At 33.9% G+C, this 19,474-nt stretch carries 17 protein-coding genes and 2 pseudogenes; 5 read left to right on the forward strand and 14 right to left on the reverse strand.

Translation table 11 applies throughout. The features are described from left to right. Positions 1 to 30 precede the first annotated feature (30 nt). The 6 genes and pseudogenes from AC1Q8M_RS11715 to AC1Q8M_RS11740 all read right to left on the reverse strand — a co-directional run bounded on the left by AC1Q8M_RS11715 (position 31) and on the right by AC1Q8M_RS11740 (position 7,769). Positions 31 to 372, reverse strand: a complete 342-nt coding sequence (locus AC1Q8M_RS11715; protein ID WP_025118608.1) for a YolD-like family protein — start codon at positions 370 to 372, stop codon at positions 31 to 33. After that, positions 369 to 584, reverse strand: a pseudogene (locus AC1Q8M_RS11720) (hypothetical protein); the annotation flags it as partial. The pseudogene AC1Q8M_RS11720 and the gene AC1Q8M_RS11715, both read right to left, overlap by 4 nt. 635 nt (positions 585 to 1,219) lie before the next feature. Continuing rightward, complete coding sequence (locus AC1Q8M_RS11725; RefSeq protein ID WP_000857802.1) at positions 1,220 to 2,377, reverse strand: serine hydrolase domain-containing protein; 1,158 nt, start codon at positions 2,375 to 2,377, stop codon at positions 1,220 to 1,222. A 503-nt stretch (positions 2,378 to 2,880) separates the two neighbouring features. Continuing rightward, positions 2,881 to 4,212: an erythromycin esterase family protein gene (locus AC1Q8M_RS11730; RefSeq protein ID WP_025118610.1), complete on the reverse strand. Its 1,332-nt coding sequence runs from the start codon at positions 4,210 to 4,212 to the stop codon at positions 2,881 to 2,883. Positions 4,213 to 4,733: 521 nt separating this feature from the next. Further along, positions 4,734 to 6,323: a bifunctional metallophosphatase/5'-nucleotidase gene (locus tag AC1Q8M_RS11735; RefSeq protein ID WP_016512618.1), complete on the reverse strand. Its 1,590-nt coding sequence runs from the start codon at positions 6,321 to 6,323 to the stop codon at positions 4,734 to 4,736. A gap of 609 nt (positions 6,324 to 6,932) precedes the next feature. Then, positions 6,933 to 7,769 carry a bromoperoxidase gene (locus AC1Q8M_RS11740; protein ID WP_098366012.1) on the reverse strand — a complete coding sequence of 279 codons (837 nt, stop codon included), beginning with the start codon at positions 7,767 to 7,769 and terminating at the stop codon, positions 6,933 to 6,935. 502 nt (positions 7,770 to 8,271) lie between these two features. On the opposite strand from AC1Q8M_RS11740, the gene ycaC reads away from it, so the two are divergent. The 4 genes from ycaC to AC1Q8M_RS11760 all read left to right on the forward strand — a co-directional run bounded on the left by ycaC (position 8,272) and on the right by AC1Q8M_RS11760 (position 12,199). Continuing rightward, positions 8,272 to 8,916, forward strand: a complete 645-nt coding sequence (gene ycaC / locus AC1Q8M_RS11745; RefSeq protein WP_000131214.1) for an isochorismate family cysteine hydrolase YcaC — start codon at positions 8,272 to 8,274, stop codon at positions 8,914 to 8,916. 199 nt (positions 8,917 to 9,115) lie between these two features. After that, the gene (locus AC1Q8M_RS11750) at positions 9,116 to 9,760 is read left to right on the forward strand and encodes a hydrolase (RefSeq protein WP_000067162.1); all 645 of its coding nucleotides are present in this window, start codon (positions 9,116 to 9,118) and stop codon (positions 9,758 to 9,760) included. Next, the gene (locus tag AC1Q8M_RS11755; RefSeq protein WP_492334146.1) at positions 9,757 to 10,350 is read left to right on the forward strand and encodes an antibiotic biosynthesis monooxygenase; all 594 of its coding nucleotides are present in this window, start codon (positions 9,757 to 9,759) and stop codon (positions 10,348 to 10,350) included. The genes AC1Q8M_RS11750 and AC1Q8M_RS11755 overlap by 4 nt, the downstream gene beginning before the upstream one ends. A 13-nt stretch (positions 10,351 to 10,363) precedes the next feature. Next, the gene (locus tag AC1Q8M_RS11760; protein ID WP_001052853.1) at positions 10,364 to 12,199 is read left to right on the forward strand and encodes an amidohydrolase; all 1,836 of its coding nucleotides are present in this window, start codon (positions 10,364 to 10,366) and stop codon (positions 12,197 to 12,199) included. Positions 12,200 to 12,503: 304 nt separating this feature from the next. Here AC1Q8M_RS11760 and AC1Q8M_RS11765 read toward each other — a convergent pair whose 3' ends face one another. From AC1Q8M_RS11765 to AC1Q8M_RS11780, 4 genes are all read right to left on the reverse strand, one after another. Beyond that, positions 12,504 to 13,382, reverse strand: coding sequence for a LysR family transcriptional regulator (locus AC1Q8M_RS11765; protein ID WP_061660758.1), 879 nt, complete (start codon positions 13,380 to 13,382; stop codon positions 12,504 to 12,506). A 219-nt stretch (positions 13,383 to 13,601) separates the two neighbouring features. Continuing rightward, positions 13,602 to 14,045 (reverse strand): MarR family winged helix-turn-helix transcriptional regulator, encoded by a 444-nt coding sequence (locus AC1Q8M_RS11770; protein WP_061660759.1) that lies wholly within the window; start codon positions 14,043 to 14,045, stop codon positions 13,602 to 13,604. A gap of 559 nt (positions 14,046 to 14,604) precedes the next feature. Further along, on the reverse strand, positions 14,605 to 14,976 hold the full coding sequence (locus tag AC1Q8M_RS11775; protein ID WP_000929330.1) for a hypothetical protein: 372 nt from the start codon (positions 14,974 to 14,976) through the stop codon (positions 14,605 to 14,607). 60 nt (positions 14,977 to 15,036) lie between these two features. Next, on the reverse strand, positions 15,037 to 15,705 hold the full coding sequence (locus AC1Q8M_RS11780) for a lipoprotein BA_5634 family protein (protein ID WP_075720177.1): 669 nt from the start codon (positions 15,703 to 15,705) through the stop codon (positions 15,037 to 15,039). A 217-nt stretch (positions 15,706 to 15,922) separates the two neighbouring features. Here AC1Q8M_RS11780 and AC1Q8M_RS11785 point away from each other — a divergent pair. Beyond that, positions 15,923 to 16,220: pseudogene (locus tag AC1Q8M_RS11785) on the forward strand (IS4 family transposase); the annotation flags it as partial. Positions 16,221 to 16,225: 5 nt separating this feature from the next. Here AC1Q8M_RS11785 and AC1Q8M_RS11790 read toward each other — a convergent pair. The 4 genes from AC1Q8M_RS11790 to AC1Q8M_RS11805 form a co-directional block, all read right to left on the reverse strand. Continuing rightward, positions 16,226 to 17,176, reverse strand: coding sequence for a magnesium transporter CorA family protein (locus AC1Q8M_RS11790; protein ID WP_098360721.1), 951 nt, complete (start codon positions 17,174 to 17,176; stop codon positions 16,226 to 16,228). Between the two features lie 305 nt (positions 17,177 to 17,481). Beyond that, a complete protein-coding gene (locus tag AC1Q8M_RS11795; RefSeq protein ID WP_000839448.1) occupies positions 17,482 to 18,507 on the reverse strand; it encodes a ParM/StbA family protein in 1,026 nt (341 codons plus the stop codon). A 35-nt stretch (positions 18,508 to 18,542) separates the two neighbouring features. After that, complete coding sequence (locus AC1Q8M_RS11800) at positions 18,543 to 18,944, reverse strand: hypothetical protein (RefSeq protein WP_000683216.1); 402 nt, start codon at positions 18,942 to 18,944, stop codon at positions 18,543 to 18,545. 85 nt (positions 18,945 to 19,029) lie between these two features. Beyond that, positions 19,030 to 19,416 carry a YflT domain-containing protein gene (locus AC1Q8M_RS11805; protein ID WP_000557322.1) on the reverse strand — a complete coding sequence of 129 codons (387 nt, stop codon included), beginning with the start codon at positions 19,414 to 19,416 and terminating at the stop codon, positions 19,030 to 19,032. Positions 19,417 to 19,474 lie beyond the last annotated feature (58 nt).

Genomic DNA, 19,474 nt, shown 5'->3' on the forward strand with positions numbered 1-19,474 from the left:
AAAAATAAACCTACTGCATAGAAAATTATTCTAATCAACCTCAATTACATCACAAAACTTAAACATTCTTTGATTATGAAAAGCATCAGTACAAGTAATCGTCTCCATTAATGGATTAATATCCACTACTGTTATGTAATTTTTATATAAATAACCATCTTTATAATATGTAAGTAAAACCTCTTCCTCACCTAAAAATGAAGTTAATAGCTTATTTTCAATCATTTCTTTTTCATCTTGCGTTACAATTGGACGCGAGGCTTTCGTTTGCTCCTTTATCATTTCTTTAATAACTGCGAACTGCTCCGGCATACTGGCAAACGGTTGCCACTTTACCATACCTCTTCCTTTTGGCATATTAGCATTCTTCACGATTTGTGCCCTCCTAATAATGTGTTTCTATATCTTGCTGTTGCGACGCTTGTGTAGGAAATACCTCGTAAAATACTGTTCTTACCAAATCGTGTTCGAATTTCGTCCATAACTTTCGTTAATCTCATTTCTTTTTCTCTTTGTACAATGTTATCGAAAAGCGAAATTTGCTCTTCCCCTTCATTAATAAGGTTTGTTAATGAAACACTTAAGAGCCCTACAATATTCAAATACTGTTTTCACCATTAGGAGATGACACTGTATTTAGTTCTAAAAAATCTCACTCAATGCATACTACATATAATTAAGAATGATATTTACGCGCTATCAATCACGGTGAGAAAAACTCTGTATACAAAACAGCTAGAATTTCAAGTAACTGATGAACATAAAAACTACTAAAATTCATTTCAGCTTTCATGTCTCTAATTCATATATTCTTCTAAATTTATTTTCAGCAAAATCTCCTACATAGCACCTGTGCCAAGATTCATCTGCATAACTAGTTACATTCTCCTTTTTGCTATTATTAATAGCTTAGTAATAAAAGCTGTTAAACAGCAAAGGTGCGAAGTCCTAAATTAGACTTCGCACCTTATACAAATTTATAATCAGTGACGATACAAACACAACTACAATAATATATACATAATAATCACTCATTATATCTGTTACTTCTTTAATCGGCTGGAGAGAATACAATATATAAACCAATCCTTTTACTTAGCCATCTCTCATTATCGGATTGATTGTTTCTAGATACTTAATTCCCTCTATACTAATTTTAATCGGTAATCTATTCCGATTAAAATTACAAATGATAAATGTATCCAGTTTTCCTTTTTGCCTACTTGCTAAATTCAGCAATTAAAACGTTTTTAAAAGACTCTGGATTATTAATCTTAAAACTGTTCGAATTGACGGCCAATGTATGTTTGCCTCCAAGTGTTCCACCAGCAAAAGTGGAAAACCCTAGAACGCCACCTCTGTGTCCCCATACCGAGACACCATTCGGAAGCTTAATTTCAAGGATTCCAAGACCATATCCGGTTCCCTCTCTATTTGTAGGAACTGTAGTAAGCATTTGTTTTAACTGCTGTTCCTTCAGTAATTTACCACTGAGTAAGTAAGAGAAGAATTTGTTTAAATCGTCAGCAGTAGAAATCATATCTCCATCCGAGCTACCTGGGTTAATATAAGTAACGTCTTTTAACTCACTCGCTCCGTCTAGTTGCAAATAGCCACGGGCATGCTTGGTGCCTGGAATCACGCTTGAATTACCAGGTAGAAATGTATTTGACAAATCAAGCGGTTCAATAATTCGGTTTTCAACCTCTTCCGCATAACTGTTGCCAGTTACTTTTTCAATAAGGATCCCCAGTAATACGTAACCTGTGTTTGAATAAGACCAACCCTTTCCTGGTGCAAAATCTGGGGGAAGAGAAATCCCCATTTTGACGAATTCTTCAGCCGTATACGATTTTTTTGTATCCATAATATCGAAGTCTTTTGAATTTATATAATCAGCAATACCACTTGTATGATTCAATATTTGCCGGATAGTAATCTGGTTACCATCATATCCGTTTCCTTGAATAACACCAGGTAACCATTTTTCAATGGAGTCGTCTAGATTCAAACGGTTCTCTCCAGATAATTGAAGTAGAACTGTTGCAATGAACGTTTTCGTCACACTGCCAATGCGAAAGCGAAAATCTGCTTTCATTGGTTTCTTAGTTCTCAGATCCGCTATCCCAGCGGTATAACTCCAAGTTTTACCACCCTTAGAAATTTGAGCGAGTATTCCCGGGTATCCAAGTTGCAGTTCATCTCGTATTGCTTTCTTAACGGAATTACGATCGCTTTGCGTACTTGTTTGTAACGAACTAGATACATTTTGCGTAGGTTCTGCTTTTACAACTGATGTTGGTGTTATGTATAACAGGGAACTTCCACCTATTAAAAGTGCTAGACTTGCACATGTAATTTTACTGCGTGTTTTCATAAAAAATTCCTCTCTTCTATTAAAATTGTATAGATAGTTGATAGAAGTGTCATATACGAACCACACAGCTATCCATTCTCCAAATGATGAAAAGGCAACAATGCATTTGCAATCATTGTACTCATTATTTTCACAAAACACTCTTGTTACTGATTGTTTGTTTTATATGTAGGCCGTAATTGTTCCCCCCTTCACGCCTCCTTATATTTTTATCCTACACAATGAAAATCTCTTTTTTCTTACCTATTCCTTACAAATTCCTTACATACAAAATCACTTGTACAATAGGGTTGAAGTAGCATCTGTGCCCGAAAGCGCAAAAAACACCGATGCTTTTCGCTTCAGTGTTTTTTGCGCTTTACATATTGAAGATTCGTTTTACTCTTAACAGCTTAAATTGCTGATTTTTTCTAATGCGATTATTCTTCTTGCTATATAAAACAAATTTCATAGTGTTATATGAAACACTATGAAATTTGTCATTAAGGCACATTATTCTAAATTTATTGATGTAGTTGAGATGGACTCACTTTTTGAATTTGAACAAGTATATCAAACGCTTTACCTAATGATATATCAACAGTTTTTGGTATATCAGGCCCTTCGGTAGTTATTCCAGCGAAAATTGGATGTTGTTCGTTTAACCAAGTTTTTGTCACGCCGTTCGCCTTACGTAAATCAATAAAAAATTGATCTTTTTTCACCTGTCCAAAAATGTAGTTATAACTGTTTAGATCATCTAATTTTAATGTTCCATATGGGCCGAATTCACCATTGCTATTCTTGACATTGTATTGTCCTTCATAAACTGACGTTCCAATAGATACGTACCGTTTTCCGTAATATTCTGCTAAATGCTGCCCAGCTACTTTAGGATATATAAAAGGAAGCATATTTGTTTTCGAAATGTGTCCATTATGTCCCCATACAATGGTTTTTCCTAAATGTTCTTCAGTCCACTTCGCATTTTCATACATTGCAATATCATGTTTCAAATAAAAATCCGCTGGTTTATCAGGAGGTGTCGCTAACATTGTAGTAAACTGTTCAATAATACGAGCATTTTGCTTTATCCATGCAAACTCTTTAGATTTTCCATTTAAATAGCTTTTATTTTCCTCTAATAAAGCACTAATTTGTTTAGCATCTAAAACATACTTTTCTTTTTCTTCTTTCGTAAGACTTTCAAAAGTATTCATATCCTTTGTTACAGGAATAAGACCTTTTATCTGCTCTTCTACTCTAGGCAATAGTTTTGAATTGTTCGCTTTAATATATTCTGTTATATTATTATAAACATTCTCGTTTACTGATTGAATGTCCATCCCGATGATACGTACTTTAGATTTATGTTTTGGATTAGCATTATATTGCCGAATCCAATCAAGTAAATCTAGCATTTCTTTCGTCTTAAATACAGGTGTTAGATGTTGGCTTGGGTTTCCCTTACCAGTAAGAACATATCGATCAAGTTCCAAGGCCCTGTCCCATCCCTCTTCTAAAACTAGATTGGTAAAGCCCTTTTCAGATACTAAATACTTAACAATGCGGTGTTTCATCGTAAAAACTTCATGAGCCCCATGCGTAGCTTCACCTAAACCTACAATTGAAGCTGAACCTACCATATCCTTAAGTGGTTTCAAATCATTAAGAGATGCAGTTGGATTAGTTGTTTTTAAAGGCTTTGCATGTGCTTCTAACCATTTCGCTATTTGATTTGTATTATAGGGAGCTGTAACAGAAACCTCTGTTTTCGAATCTGCATAAGTATTTCCTACAAAATGAGTCATTGTTATAGCAGAAGCAACAATTGCAATAATTATTTTCTTTTTCATAAAAAACCTCCTGAAATATTTACTTATAGCTTTTTGACATACTCTGCCAACTTCCGTTTAAAACATTCATTTTCTTATTACTGTTCAGATACATTTATTCTAGTTCCTAAAACTCACTTATTTCTTAATAGGTTCTTAAGAAATTCTTAATTCACTTATACGAATATAAAACTAAATAAGCTTCAATTCATTGTATTGTAAATTCCTCATTGCATAACATTATAATGTACAGATATTTGTTATAAATGATGTTATCTAAAGTATTCAATTTCAGTATGTATTATTAACGTAGTTAATATATGGTTAATATGAAGTTCCAAATTTTGATTGTTTGTAGTCTCTTTATCATAGAGTTAATTTAGGGGTTATTTTTTGTTCACTTCATTTTTTTCGGCACTCTGCATCTAGACAGTATACCCATTGGCCACAGTTAGACTATTTCAAATCAAAAAAATAGATTACCTGCACACTAAAGAGTATAGTGCACAGGTAATCTAGTTGTTTTTGAGATTAATAAAAAACTAATTTATTTTTTGAATTCTTCCATCAATAATAGACTGAATTGGTTCTTTTGATTTTTTTATATAATCTACTAATGCTTCAAAATCAGTTGGTCCTGTTTCAGCATCTTTACCGTTTTTAAAGGATACAAATCCATCTCCACCTGAAGCTAGAAATGCGTTCGCAACGACGCTGTAAGTTTTAGAAGGAATGATTTCTTCTCCATTTGTTAAGCGAATACTTGTTACTTTTTCTCCATTAGGCTTGTTCGCATCCCAAGTGTATTGGATTCCTGAAATTTGAAGCATTCTTGTTATGTCTTTTTGCCATTGTTGATTTAAAATATCACGAATGTCTTGACCTGTTAAATTTACTTTTATTAATTGATTTCCGAATGGTTGAATACCATATATCTCTCCCCATGTAATATCACCAGCATCTAAGTCATTACGAATACCACCAGGATTCATAAGTGCAATTTGAGATTGCATTGTTGTACGCTGGGCATCAGCAACTAAATTTCCAAGAGTAGATTCACCAGCCGTATTGAGTTTGCGATCTAGTGGCGCAATAGACTTACCTACAACTTCATTAACAAGAGGTGCGATTTTTGCTTGATATTTCTCCATCTTCTTCTTGATTTTTTTATCAGGCTCTATGCCTTCATGGTAAGTTGTAACAATTTCTGCTTTTTTCTCAACAATATCTTGTGTTTTACGATCAATCTTTACATCAACATCAGCAAAAGCCATACCATATGAATTTGCTTGTACGACAAGTTTATTATTAACAGTTCCATTTACATAGGTGTGGCTATGCCCACCAAAAATAACATCGACTTCTGGATCAGTCTCATTTGCTAATCGGACGATATCACCATTTGTTACGCCGTTCCCATCTGTTATACCTCCGTTATGTGCAAGTACAACGATAGATTTAACGCCTAGTTTTTTTAATTGCTTTACGGATTTGTTAATAGCTTCAACTTCATCTGTAATTTCTACATTCTTTAGCATAGTAGGCATAACAAGATTAGGAACATCCGTTGTTACGACTCCGATAAATCCAACAGGAACTCCTTGTACCTTTTTTATAGTGAATGGTGGTAAAAATAAACGACCGGTGGATTTATTATAGAAATTTGCAGCAACATATGGGAATTTTGCTCCTTTAAAATTCCCTGTTTTCTCATGGTATCCACCATAAATAAGGCGGTTCATTTCTTCAACACCTTCATCAAATTCATGATTTCCTATCGTTCCAACATCGAATTTCAAATCATTTAGAAATTCAATTGTAGGTTCGTCTTGTAATAATGCTGAAACAGGAGTACTTGCTCCAACAACATCTCCAGCATGTACCTTTAATGTATTTGGATTTTGTTTTTCACGATCACGTAAATAAGCCCCTAAGTACTCAATTCCCCCTGCATCTTTATTGTTAATTTTTTTTACAGTGTCTAGTTGCCCATGAAAATCGTTAATACCGAGCATTTGTACATCTATGTAGCGGTTTTGTTCTGTACTTGCTTGGATTGAAGGCGCAGCAAATACACTAGTAAAAGTAACTGTACTTAATGCTAAAGCAACTGGAATGATTTTTTTCAACATAAAATTTCTCTCCCCTAATTAAAATCTGACATAATACGATGTTATTTTAATATATTAAGAGAATTATTTCTACAAAAATTCTACTAATTATAAAAATTAATAAGATTTTATTGTTTTCTGACAAATAACTCCTTCCTCAAAAATGTGAAGGTGTAAAACGTCAATTTTAAGTGGAGGATGAATATTTGTAAGCTTAAGCCTACACTTTTTTATTAGGATGTAAAGGGCCCCACTCAACTTAAGAAACTTCACTACCCAAAACAAGAAAATGTGCGTTTCTTTGTTTGGAGGATTATTCAAAATATTATCTTGATCGTAATATAGCAATACATCTAAAAGACCTAAAAAAACTCTAATCAATAAATTTTTGCTTTTAAGAAAAATATTCAATTCGAAACTAATGAATATTTATCAACCTAACATATCATTACCACCATTAAAAAAAGAATAGAAATTTCGTTATGAAAGATTTCTATCCTTTGAATTGATTACGGTGGTGCACTACTCCGCATTAAAAAAAGATGCTCCTGGCTTTATCCAAGAGCATCTTTTTTTTAGATTTATTTTTACTTGTTTATAATTTATCAATTAACAATTATATAGTTGTAATCAGTCCTTTAAAAATAATAGGAGTGCTTCATTAAATTCTTTAGCATGCGTTGCATTTAGCCCATGTGGACCACCCTTTATTAAGGCTACTTTAGAATTAGGAATTGCTTCATGTGTTAATTTCCCACTATATTCATATGGTACAGTTGCATCAGAATCACCGTGAATAATAAGAGTAGGTATATTAAACTTCTCCAAGTCTTTTCTAAAATCTGTCTTACTAAAGGCGGTAATACAATCAAGTGTTCCTTTAGGTGATGCACTGGCTGCAATATCCCAATTATATAAACGGAATGGCTCACTAACTAAATCTGTTCGATTACCAGCCGCGAAAAATCCCTTAGTAAATTCATCAAGAAATGCAAGGCGGTCATTTATCACACCACTTTTGAATGCTTCAATTGTTGCATCATCTAAGGCCCCTTCAGGATGATCCTCTGATTTGTATAAATATGGAGGAACTGCCCCAGCAAAAACAACCTTTTCAATACGATCTGTTCCATACGTACTAATATACCGGGCTACTTCGCCTCCCCCCATAGAAAAACCAACAAGTGTGACATTTTGAAGCTCTAAATGTTCTAATAGTTGATGTAAATCAGAAGTAAAGGTATCATATTCATACCCTTCCCACGGCTGAGATGATTGTCCAAATCCTCGACGATCATATGTTATAACTCTGTATCCAGCCTCAACAAGAGCGGGAACTTGGTATTCCCAAGATCGACCACTTAACGGCCAACCATGAATGAGTACAACTGGTTTTCCTGTGCCATGATCCTCATAATATATCTCAATTGGTTCTTGATTTTCGGTTCCTACAGTAATTTTAGCCATGCTTCTACCTCCCAAAAATATTCTAATATGTATCCTTTTTTTCAATAATCCGGATGAATGTCATAACCTATTCATGCACGTTTATGTTGTGAACTCTAAGTATGAAACTCTATTGTTCCAATGCATTCATTTTCTCCTTTTGGAACAATCCCCCCTCTAATACCTTTTTCATCATAAAATAATTACTGAACATTACTCCTATTCAATTGTAATAACAAAAATAGGTGACTATCAATATCATTCTATCTATAGGATGTATAGGTAAAACCAATCTATTTTATAGTGAAAACAACTATAGTTACAACCTATACAAATTATAGATAATTTAGAATTGATTAACGAATCAGTTTTCAAATACTATAAATTTGTATAGCACTTCATGTTCTGTGAATGCTGCTATAACCAATATTATTGGTCAGCTTAGTTATAAACGAAGAAACTTATGATAGTATTCGACTATTTAAACTTTCTTTGATTACTTAATTTTTAGGAGGAATACATAATGACTGATCTCTATTCTCGTATTAACAAAGATGATGCTGTCGTGCTTTTAGTAGATCATCAAACTGGTCTTATGTCCGGACTAGTACGTGACTATGGTGTTGATGAATTCAAGAACAATGTTTTAGCTCTTGCTCATACTGCTAAGTTTTTTGATTTACCAGTTATTTTAACAACAAGTTTCGAAAACGGGCCTAATGGACCTTTAATGCAAGAATTGGTTGATCTCTTTCCTCATGCACCAAAAATAGCTCGACCTGGACAAATTAACGCATGGGATAATGATGATTTTGTAAAAGCAATCGAAGAAACTGGAAAAAAACAACTTATCATCGCAGGCGTAGTTACGGACGTTTGTGTTGCTTTCCCGGCACTTTCCGCTATAAAAGCTGGATATGAAGTATTTGCTGTTACGGATGCTTCAGGAACTTTCAGTAAACAAGTTGCAGATGCTGCCAATACTCGTATGGCACATAGTGGTGTGCAACTTATGAACTGGTTTAGCGTAGCTTGCGAATTACAACGCGATTGGCGCAACGATGTCGAAGGTTTTGGCAATTTGCTTGCTAGCAATCTTCCAGGCTATCAAAATATAATTGGAAGCTATAGGGGAGCTCAGCGAGATCTTAGTAAACAAAATGCATAAATGTATTTCAAAGAAATAGCTTTAAATCACTTTCAAAAAAATGGATAGTATACATTTAGTGCTGATTAAATCAGCACTCTCTTTTAATTTAAAAGGTATAGCAAAAATTTTATTTTTACGATTACAATTTCAAATTAACAGAAAATATATTATTTTCAATAATATCTATTTTAAACAATTAAAAAAGGGGCGTTTTATTATGAGTAATTTAGAATTGTTAAATCCGGAGAACAGTGCATTAATTTTGATTGATTTTCAACCTCAAATGACTTTTGGAGTTGCAAGTATTGATAGACAAACATTGATTAATAACGTTATGCTACTTGCTAAATCAGCAAAAACTTTTAACGTACCTACTATTCTTACTACAGTTGAGACACGCAGCTTTTCTGGTTATTTTTGGCCACAAATTCTTGACATATTCCCAAACCATGAAATTATAGAACGCAGTTCAATGAACTCTTGGGAAGATCCAAAATTTGTTGAAGCAGTTAAAGCAACAGGTAGAAAGAAATTAATATTTGCAGCACTTTGGACTGAAGTTTGCCTTGCATTCCCTGTGCTTGAAGCAATTAAAGCTGGCTATGAAGTGTATGCAGTTGATGATGCTTCAGGTGGTACTAGTCTGACAGCACATAACGCTGCTATGCGTCGTGTAGAACAAGCTGGTGCAATTCCAGTGACAGCAATTCAAGTTTTACTTGAATACCAACGTGACTGGGCACACAAAGACACTTATGATGCTGTAATGGAAATTGTAAAGGAGCACACTGGCGCTTATGGTCAAGGAGTAGAATACGCATATACTATGGTGCACGGCGCGCTTCCAAGCAGGAAAATATGAAACAAGAAGGAGTAGCTGTCGAAGAGACTTATACAGGGAACACGATGGATGCTGCTGATCCAGTAACAACGATTGTTACATGGGAAATTCAACAAGGTAAAGAAAAACAGTTTGAAACATGGAGACATGAAATCGAAGCTGCCGCTACTAAATTCCCAGGGCATTTAGGTGTAAATCTAATAGTTCCAAGTAACGAATCGAGAGAGTATACTGTTATTTTTCGATTTGATACGTATGAGCATCTACGTGCTTGGCAAGAATCAGACATTCGCCGGGATTTGTTAAAAACGGCAGCACAATTTCAAGCTACTAATCCAAGTTACAAAACTGAAAGTAGTTTGGCTTATTGGTTTGTTACTCCGAAAACGCCAGTTCCACCGCCAAAATGGAAAATGTCTATCGTTACCCTTCTGGGTGTATGGCCTCTTAGCATGTTAGTTCCTAAAGTGATAGGACCTATTATAAAACATATGAATCCTATTATGTCCGCTTTTTTCGTTTCTGTATGTATAGTGTCCTTGCTATCATGGGTAGTCATGCCGATTTTCGGTAAATTATTTCATCCATGGTTACAAAATAATAGAAAGTAGACGAGGTGTGAACATGAATTTACCGGATATGATCTTATATAACGGAAAAATTACTACCCTTGACCCATCTCAGCCTGAGGTATCTGCTATCGCCATAACTGATGGTTTAGTCACTGCAGTAGGTGGAGATGAGCTTCTTAATAGTGCCACGGAAAAAACAAAAAAAATAGACCTTAAAAGAAAGAGAGCTATTCCAGGCCTGAATGACTCCCATATACACGTTATTCGTGGTGGTCTGCATTATAATATGGAATTACGTTGGGAAGGCGTGCCATCACTTTTTATTGCTCTAGAAATGCTCAAAGAACAGGCAAGGCGTACACCTGCTCCTCAGTGGGTAAGAGTAGTTGGAGGTTGGTCTGAATTTCAATTTAAAGAGAGACGGTTGCCAACTTTGGAAGAAATTAATGCCGTTTCTGAAGACACTCCTGTCTTTGTGCTACATCTTTACGATAGAGCACTTGTAAATCGTGCAGGGCTACGTGCACTGGGATACACGAAAGATACCCCAGACCCTCCAGGCTGTTTAATTCAGCGGGATAAAAGAGGTAATCCAACGGGCCTTTTAATTGCTAACCCTAACGCTTCTATTCTTTATTCAAGTTTGGGTAAAGCTCCAGTACTTAATCTTGACGACCAGATTAACTCAACTCGCCATTTTATGCGTGAATTAAATAGATTAGGTATTACAAGTGCCATCGACGCAGGTGGTGGATTCCAAAATTATCCGGATGATTATAAAGTTGTTGAACATTTAGCTGAGAAAGATCAATTAACTTTGCGTATTGCGTATAATCTATTTACGCAAAATCCAAATCATGAATATGAAGACTTTGCTTCATGGGCAAAAATTGTTTCTCCAGGTCAAGGAACTGATAAGTATAAAATGAATGGTGCCGGAGAGATGTTAGTATTCTCAGCAGCCGATTTTGAAAAATTTCAAATGCCACGGCCTGAACTAGCTACGATGATGGAAGCTGACTTAAAGAAAGTAATTTCTCTATTGGTGGAAAACCGTTGGCCCTTCCGTTTACATGCAACTTATGATGAGTCAATCACACGTTTCTTAAATGTATTTGAGGAAGTTAACAGAGAAATTCCTTTTAATGGTCTACGCTGGTGGTTTGATCATGCAGAAACAATCTCAGATCGTAGTATGGAACGTGTTAAGGCTTTAAATGGCGGTATTGCCATCCAAGACCGCATGGCTTTTCAAGGTGAATACTTTGTTGATTTATACGGAAAGGAAGCTGCAAAGCATACACCTCCGATTTATCGTATGTTAGAACTTGGTATACCTGTTGGCGCCGGTAGTGATGCAACTAGGGTTTCCAGCTATAACCCTTGGGTTGCTCTTTACTGGATGGTTGCTGGAAAAACCATTGGTGGTCTTTCGATATACGATGAAAAAAATAAACTTGATAGAAAAGTAGCCCTGGAATTATATTCAAAAGGAAGTGCGTGGTTCTCTGGTGATGAAGGTAAAAAAGGAACCCTGGCAGTAGGTCAGTTTGCTGATATTGCTGTATTGTCTGCTGACTACTTTACTGTGCCAGAAGAAGAAATCAAAAACCTTGAATCATTACTCACCATTATGGGTGGACAGGTTGTTTATGGAAATGATGAATTTAAAAATTTATCACCTGAATTGCCGCCAGCATCACCTGATTGGTCACCGACGGGCATTTACGGTTATGGTGGTGCTAACCTAGCCAACACTATACTTTCCCACGATTCCCATGATAACAAGTTACATAGTTGTAGTAACCCTCTCCATCAACACACTCATACCGTAATAGGAAAAGATGGAACTAAATGGGGGATTGGTTGTACTTGCTTTGCTTTCTAAGTCAAAACCACCGGTATAATGCCGGTGGTTTTCTTTCTACAATAAGGGTATGTAGATTCGAAATAACATTGTATATCCCTACATGGAACCTGTTACTATGCGATAAGACCGAAGAATTGATTGATTAACTTAACTTGTTTTTGATAGCCTTCTCTCCTTGCAAAGTCTGTCCTTTTTTCCTTAATTAAAAGTCAATGGTATCCCCCTCTTGATCGACTACACCACACATATAAATCCACTGCCCTTTGACTTTAATATAGATCTTAATTTTTCAATTGTTACACTAGAATCATTATTATTTCTATTACACTGATACTTTTTGCGAATCATTTAACTTCTGCATAAAGATACGTGCTGCAAAACTTAAAAATTTATCATCAAAGTGAATAAGATTAATATCTTGGCTTGGTGTTGGGTCAGTAATACGAACTATGCTCAAAGTATCATTATTAACAAAGTTAACCAGTGAAAGAGGTATTATGGCAACCCCATGTCCATTGTATACAAGGCTCAATAGAGAAATAGAAGATTTTGTTTCTATATTTGCTTCAGATAAAGATAACCCTAAACTCTCACAATATATCTTAATAGATTCACGACAACTACATGAAACCATTATTCTACTCAGCCCTACTAATTCTCTAAAAGAAACAAATGATTTTTCATTCAAAGGATGATTTTTTGGAATTACAAGGACGAGCTCTTCACTATACAAAAGGGTGCTTGTTAATGTGTCTGGAATTTGAGCACTACGTGTAATCCCGAAATCAATATTTTTGTCAACGATTTGATTTACAGCAACTTCGGATTCTATAATTTTTACTACGATGTTGGGATAATGTTGTTGAAACTTCATAATATAAGGTGTTAAATAAGTGAGATCCTCTAATAGACCTCCTATAGTAATCACACCTCTTTTTACACCCTTTAATTCAAAAATTTCATTATAAACGTCATCAAATTGTTGCATAATAAATTTTCCTTTATCAAATAGCAGCTTACCCGCTTCTGTCATTTTGATACCTCTTCCAACTCGATGAAACAAGGGTGTATCAAGTTCACCTTCTAAAACACGTATTTGTTGACTTAAAGTCGGCTGTGAAATACCTAGAACTTCCGCAGCTTTAGTGAAACTATTATTATTACAAACTTGAATAAAATACTCTAAATGACGTAATTCCATTCTTGATACCCACTCTCCGCTTTATGAAAGATTTATAATTTAAAGGACGATATGTATACGTTAACATAACAACTTCATTTCATATTATACCGATTGAAATTACACGCTTTATTCATTTTGTATTATAATAAATTTACTACCATTTATTAATTTTTCCTCCTATTTATTTAATTTATATTTAATTAGGACATTACTAATTCGAGATATATTTCTAAACTTTTATAGTTCTAGTGCATAATACCCTAATTTTTTCAACTTTTCGATTATCATTTTTTTCTCAATATAGTCCAAACCACCAAATATTTGCCGAATCGCCTCTTTATGCTGAGGAAAAATAATATCCATTAATTCAATACCTTCTGAAGTAATTGACGCATACGTGACACGGCGGTCTTTAGGATATGGTTTTCGTATTAAGAACCTCTTCTTTTCCAACTTATCCACTACATACGTGATACTACTACTTGCAAGTAATATTTTATCTCCAATTTTTTGTATAGGCTGATCGCCTTTACTATATAGTAGCTCAAGCACTGCAAATTCAGTTGGATTAAGTCCATAACTTTTTATATCCTCTTCAATACGCTTAGTAATTGCCTGTGCTGCCCTTGATAATGTAACAAATAACTTTAAAGATAAGCTCTCATCATTAATCACACTCATAATTACCAATCCTTTACAAGTTATCTTGAATTCGAGATTTATTATATTATCGTCTAAATATTATGTCAATCATTCATTTTAGCTTTATCAATCCATTTATAATTTATTTCTCAACATATAACATATGGAATTAGAAGAAAACAATTGTTAATATATAAGTATCTCAATTACGTTATTTCTTTTAAAGAGAGCTTGTATTCTAACGCAAGTTCTCCTTTTTTATATTCTAAATTGAATCCGGACAAAGTTCACATATTGAGTCTGCCCATGTATATGATATAGTTTTTAAACAAAGATTAGAGCCCTCCTACAAGAAGGAGAGCTCTAATCTTTCATATAAATATTCACCATTTTTATCATTGCGGGGACATCAAAACTTTAACTTGATGGGGATATGGGACTACCCCATCGCCATCAAGCTAAGATTTTGAGACACCCCCATAACGAAATTTTTCCCTTTACAGTTATTTGTGAGAATTTAGCCTCTATATAAAAAAACCACTCCTTACAATAAAAGAAGTGATATTCCTAAATTATATATTTCATTAAAATCAAACTATTATAATATAGTTCCATTCAGCCATCCGTTTATGGCAATAAGGTCCATCAATACATGTAATTCTGTACCTATTAAAGCAGAAATAAAAATAATTTTTAATGAAGAGCTCTGTTTATAAGTAAACAGTTTCATTAATCTAGGTATTGTTTTAAGACCTATCATAATTAGTAAAGTCAAAACTAAAGCGCAAGCTAGTCCACCTATAAAACTCTCATCTACCGCTCCTCCTGGTATAAGCGGTACCTTTCCAATGAACATGCTTATAGCATCTGGAATCGCCATACCGAAAAATAAAGTTGTGATATTTAAATGTTTTTTATATACTAATCCTACAGTTGCTGTAACTACTGTATGTCCTATAACGCCAGCCATATGAATCCTCCGTAATATTTATATTATTTTTTAGTTAGTTTTCACCTTTTTTTAGGCTTATTATTTTATAATTGATAACGCTTCTAAAAACTGTGAATTATCTTTTCTACTCTCAATAATCTTTTGAAATTCTTTCTCCACTTGTACTGATTTTTTATCCTCGGTATCAACAACTCCATGATTATTTCCATAAACTTTGTTAAGTTCAAAAATTCCCATATAGGTTTCTTGTATAGGAATTTGAGTAAACATAGAATTATTGACAATTAAAATACACTGTTCATAATTCGAGTTACGATAATGCCCAAACCAAGTATTACTATCATATTTTACCGGTATTTCCTTGTCAGCAATTACTATTTTTTTTATATTTTCACTTTTTTCACCCGCGAATAACACAGCAGTATCATTTGTTATTGTAGGCATAGACTTTATTGGATCTGAAATCGGTGTAAAATGATCTTCTCCCTCTCGTAATATCCCTTTTTTTATTACGGCTTCACCTGTTTTTTGATCCATAATAAATACTGATTCTCCATTATATTGTGCTGTTTTAACTTTATATAAATCGATAGACTTAATTTCACTTTTATTTTCACTTCGTATATCTTGTAAAGCTTGTTTATCTCCTAACATCAAAATTCCATTTCTTGGTTCTTTAGGCGTGAACGCCAAGTATAAACCAAATAAGAGGGCTCCAATCATACATAGGTTAATGATTTTTCTCATTTCTAATCTCCTTAGAATTATTGTTTAAAGGTGGTTTAACTAGTTAAGATAATTGCTGCAAATCATCTATACGTATACCGTTTCTTTAATTCGTATTTGCTCCTTATATAGAATAATTGTTTTATGGAATTTTACATATTCATTTACCTTTCATTTGTATTACATTTATGTAAGGTAAAATTATTAGCAAACTACAATTATCGGAATAGCATCCTACTATTTCTATGGGCAACTGATCGCGATCCTACTCTGTTCGGCTACTATGGTTCAAATGCATCAATTACTTCTTATGAAAAGAAACAAGAACTGAGTGAATATAAGGTCATATATAGATTAAAGATTATTTTCTTCTTATTTATCAAGCCATACAGAAAAACACCTAATAGCTATCAAAGGTGTTAATTCGCCTGTTCAATCTCCTATAACAAAACGGACGAAAATCTCATTGGTATGAGAGGAAAACAGTCTTTGATATATTAGGTGTCGTTTACAATTGTACCAAGTCTAATAATTAAGCGGATTAATTAGATTTAAAAAAAGATTTCTTTTTCTTTACTCGTAATAAGTCACCTGTCCATCCTTTGAATCGCATATACATATACATCCCCCCTGTTGTGAGAATAATAAATAAGAGAGCGATTAAATAGCTATATTTCCATTCCAGTTCAGGCATGTATTTAAAATTCATACCCCATAATGCTCCTAAGGCTGTCAAAGGCGTACTCACAGCAGTTAATACAGTAAGAGCTTTCATAATTTCATTCCCACGATGAGAAGAAACAACTTCTTGCAAATGAATCATCGTGTCTAATTCTTCTTGGTACTCTTTAACAAGTTGTAATCCACGCTCTAATTTTACGTGTGTTTGTTTATAACAAAGGGTGTTTGTTAGTTTTTCTAACCAAGCTTCTTTTAGGCCTTGTAACACTTCTTGTATTAAGCGAAACACATGTGTGTTCATAAATAATTCATGACGAATATGATAAATCCTTTCTAAAACTGCTATGTTATTATGATGATAAAAATCCCATAATACATTTCTGAAATTGTTTTCAAAGTAGTCAACCTTTCGCAAATAATGAGATATAAACATTGATAAGATAGCACATAATCCTTCAGCAGAACTATTACAATTTTTTGTACCCATAGGGATATTATGTATTAATTTTTGGAAATCCTCTTCCTCCTTTTCCTGAACTGTTATCAGTATTCCATGAGCTACGAAATAATGAAGAAATTTTTGAATTTTGGCGTCCTTTTTATCTTGATCATATAAAAACGAACCATATACACAAGTTTGACTTGGTGATAACGTATAAACATATAATCCATTTTCACAAGGAGAACTTATTTTCTTTACAAATTGAGAGAAATAAGATGTTACATCACGAGGGATTATAGAAGAAAGTTTTTCAAGCTCACTAGTTTTCACATGATACCAACTCCATTTCGTCATTTTTATGCATTCCATACTATTCTTCCTTTCTAAATAGTTTTATGTTTGATCGAATCATATCCGTAATACGAAATTTGTATGTAGGTATTCATGTCTTGAAGGAAAAGTTTTTAGATCATCTAAATTATAAAATAAATGACATAGGAGGTCTTATTCTTTTAAAAGGAAGACCCCCTATATATTAGTTATTTTTATTTTCAATTTTAAACATTTCCTCTATACAAGCACTTTTTATCTTTTCTTATAAAGAATTTATTATATGTGGAAAAGAAGCTACATAATTTGGCACGTCTATTCAACGAACTCCATTTCAGTCGTTATTATAATTTGGATTCATATGCAGATTGATTGGTGATGTCGTCAAATACTTGACTCCCAATAATGTAGTATCCATGAAGTGCAGCCTCTTTCGAAGCGTCTACCATACGGAAAGAAGAAATTTCACTTTGCATTTTTTCAATTCGTTTTTTGTGGAGATCTACTATTCCTCCTGTCCAAATGATAGTATCATACTGTTCTAACGTAAATTGTTCTTGTAATACACGTATGACGTCTTGGAAGTGTGCATCCAACTCTTTTTGAATCAAAGTATGAACCTGACTTGTCTCATGATTTTCTTCTCGACATTCATATCCTTTTTCTAATATGTTTGGCATGTCGTTAATATGCAATTGATTACTTTCACCCTCATGATTCTGCACGATATTCTTAATATTTTTCAAAGGCTTGCTACATCCTAGTTCCGTCTCATAATGATTTAAAATGAGATTCTGTTTCATATCTGTCATTTCTAATGTACGAAATCCACCATCAATAATTAAGATGCGATCTCGTTCCTGAATGATTCCCTCTTTTAAGAGATAGGCATGTAAAGCGACCGGTTGCTGAAGAATCAAAGCATTTTCCACCGTAATATTAATAAATTTCCCATCAATTTGCACGGAAGTTTCTTTTTTTAGTGCACGTTGTAATTGCTCATGCTGACTACCAAAACAAGTGATGGGAAGCCCGGTAACAACTAGAGGTAACACGACATTTTCTTTATAATCCTTTGCAATGCAACCAAATATTTGTTGTTTAAACTCTTCGCTTTCATAATAATTTTCTATTTCATCGTCAAATGGAGGAAGAAATGAAGCGTCAGATTGATGTGCTTCATTTCCCATGTAGTATGCAAAGTCTAAGTCTATAAAACTTACCTTTGTTAAATCTTCACTTTCAGCATGATTAGGTACAGGGGCTAGTGTGGAAGCTTCACTCTTGACCGTCATCTCAGAATCTACATCCTGTCGATATGCCCTTTTGGTAAAGCCAATTCCTACATCAATTGCATACAGAGATTTCATACTTTTTTCCTCACTTTCTATTTTTAGAGTTAAATCTAGGCACTCTCTTCTTTCCCTTCTTTCACATATTTCTTTTCATTTTTCGTTTTTTCCCCGTCTAAGTTCTTACTATTTTCATTTATTTCGTAATCCTTTTCACCTGTTTTCTTTTTATTATTTTCGTTTTCTGTTAAGTCTTTAATGGTAGAAATGACAACTGGTGTGGCTGTAAGCAGTTGTGGTAATGTTTGTTTTGCAACATTAGCTGCAGTTACAGAAAATTGTTTACTTGTCTCAGTTACCTTCTCCAATGTTTCCTTTATGTTTCCTTCTTGTAGTTTTTCTTTTACGCTTTTTCCTTTTGTTTGTATAGCTTTCCGATTTTCTTTTTTTAATAGGGAGACTATGACTCCGGTCGTAATTCCAATCACAGCATATTTAAATATTGTATGTTTCATTTTTCTCATCCTTTTCTATTTTTATTTTCTTCAATGCTACAACCTAAAATAATTACCTTACCTATTTATCAGATGTTGCAATCTATTAGAGAGAATGATAGTTTTGCGGCTGCCTATCACTCGCCGTTAGTGTTTCATCTGTTACTAGGAGTAAAATTCTCCCTTGATCTAGTTTTTCTTCATATAAGTTAGCTTCCTCCTTCGACAACCCCATTTCCTCCATTTGATTTCGGAGCTCGTCCCCTTTTTTGGAGAAAAAGTTGATAATACTTGTGCCCAATCCTTGTTCTTTTACTCCAATCGTATTTGTGTTTGTATCATCCGCAATCCTTTTTGTTATATGTTTTTCATGTGCTAAAACATAAATGTCATCGTGGCGAACCCCTTGCAATTCTAGCTCTTTTACTTTCATAACTACTTCCTGTTCATTTTGATATTCATAAACTACCGTTTTTCTTTCATTCGTATGCATGGTATCTTTCCTCCTTTAGATTTTTTATTTTTTTATTTAGTTGTTATGTAATATGTAA

Source organism: Bacillus sp. GW823-FHT06A10, assembly GCF_058795375.1.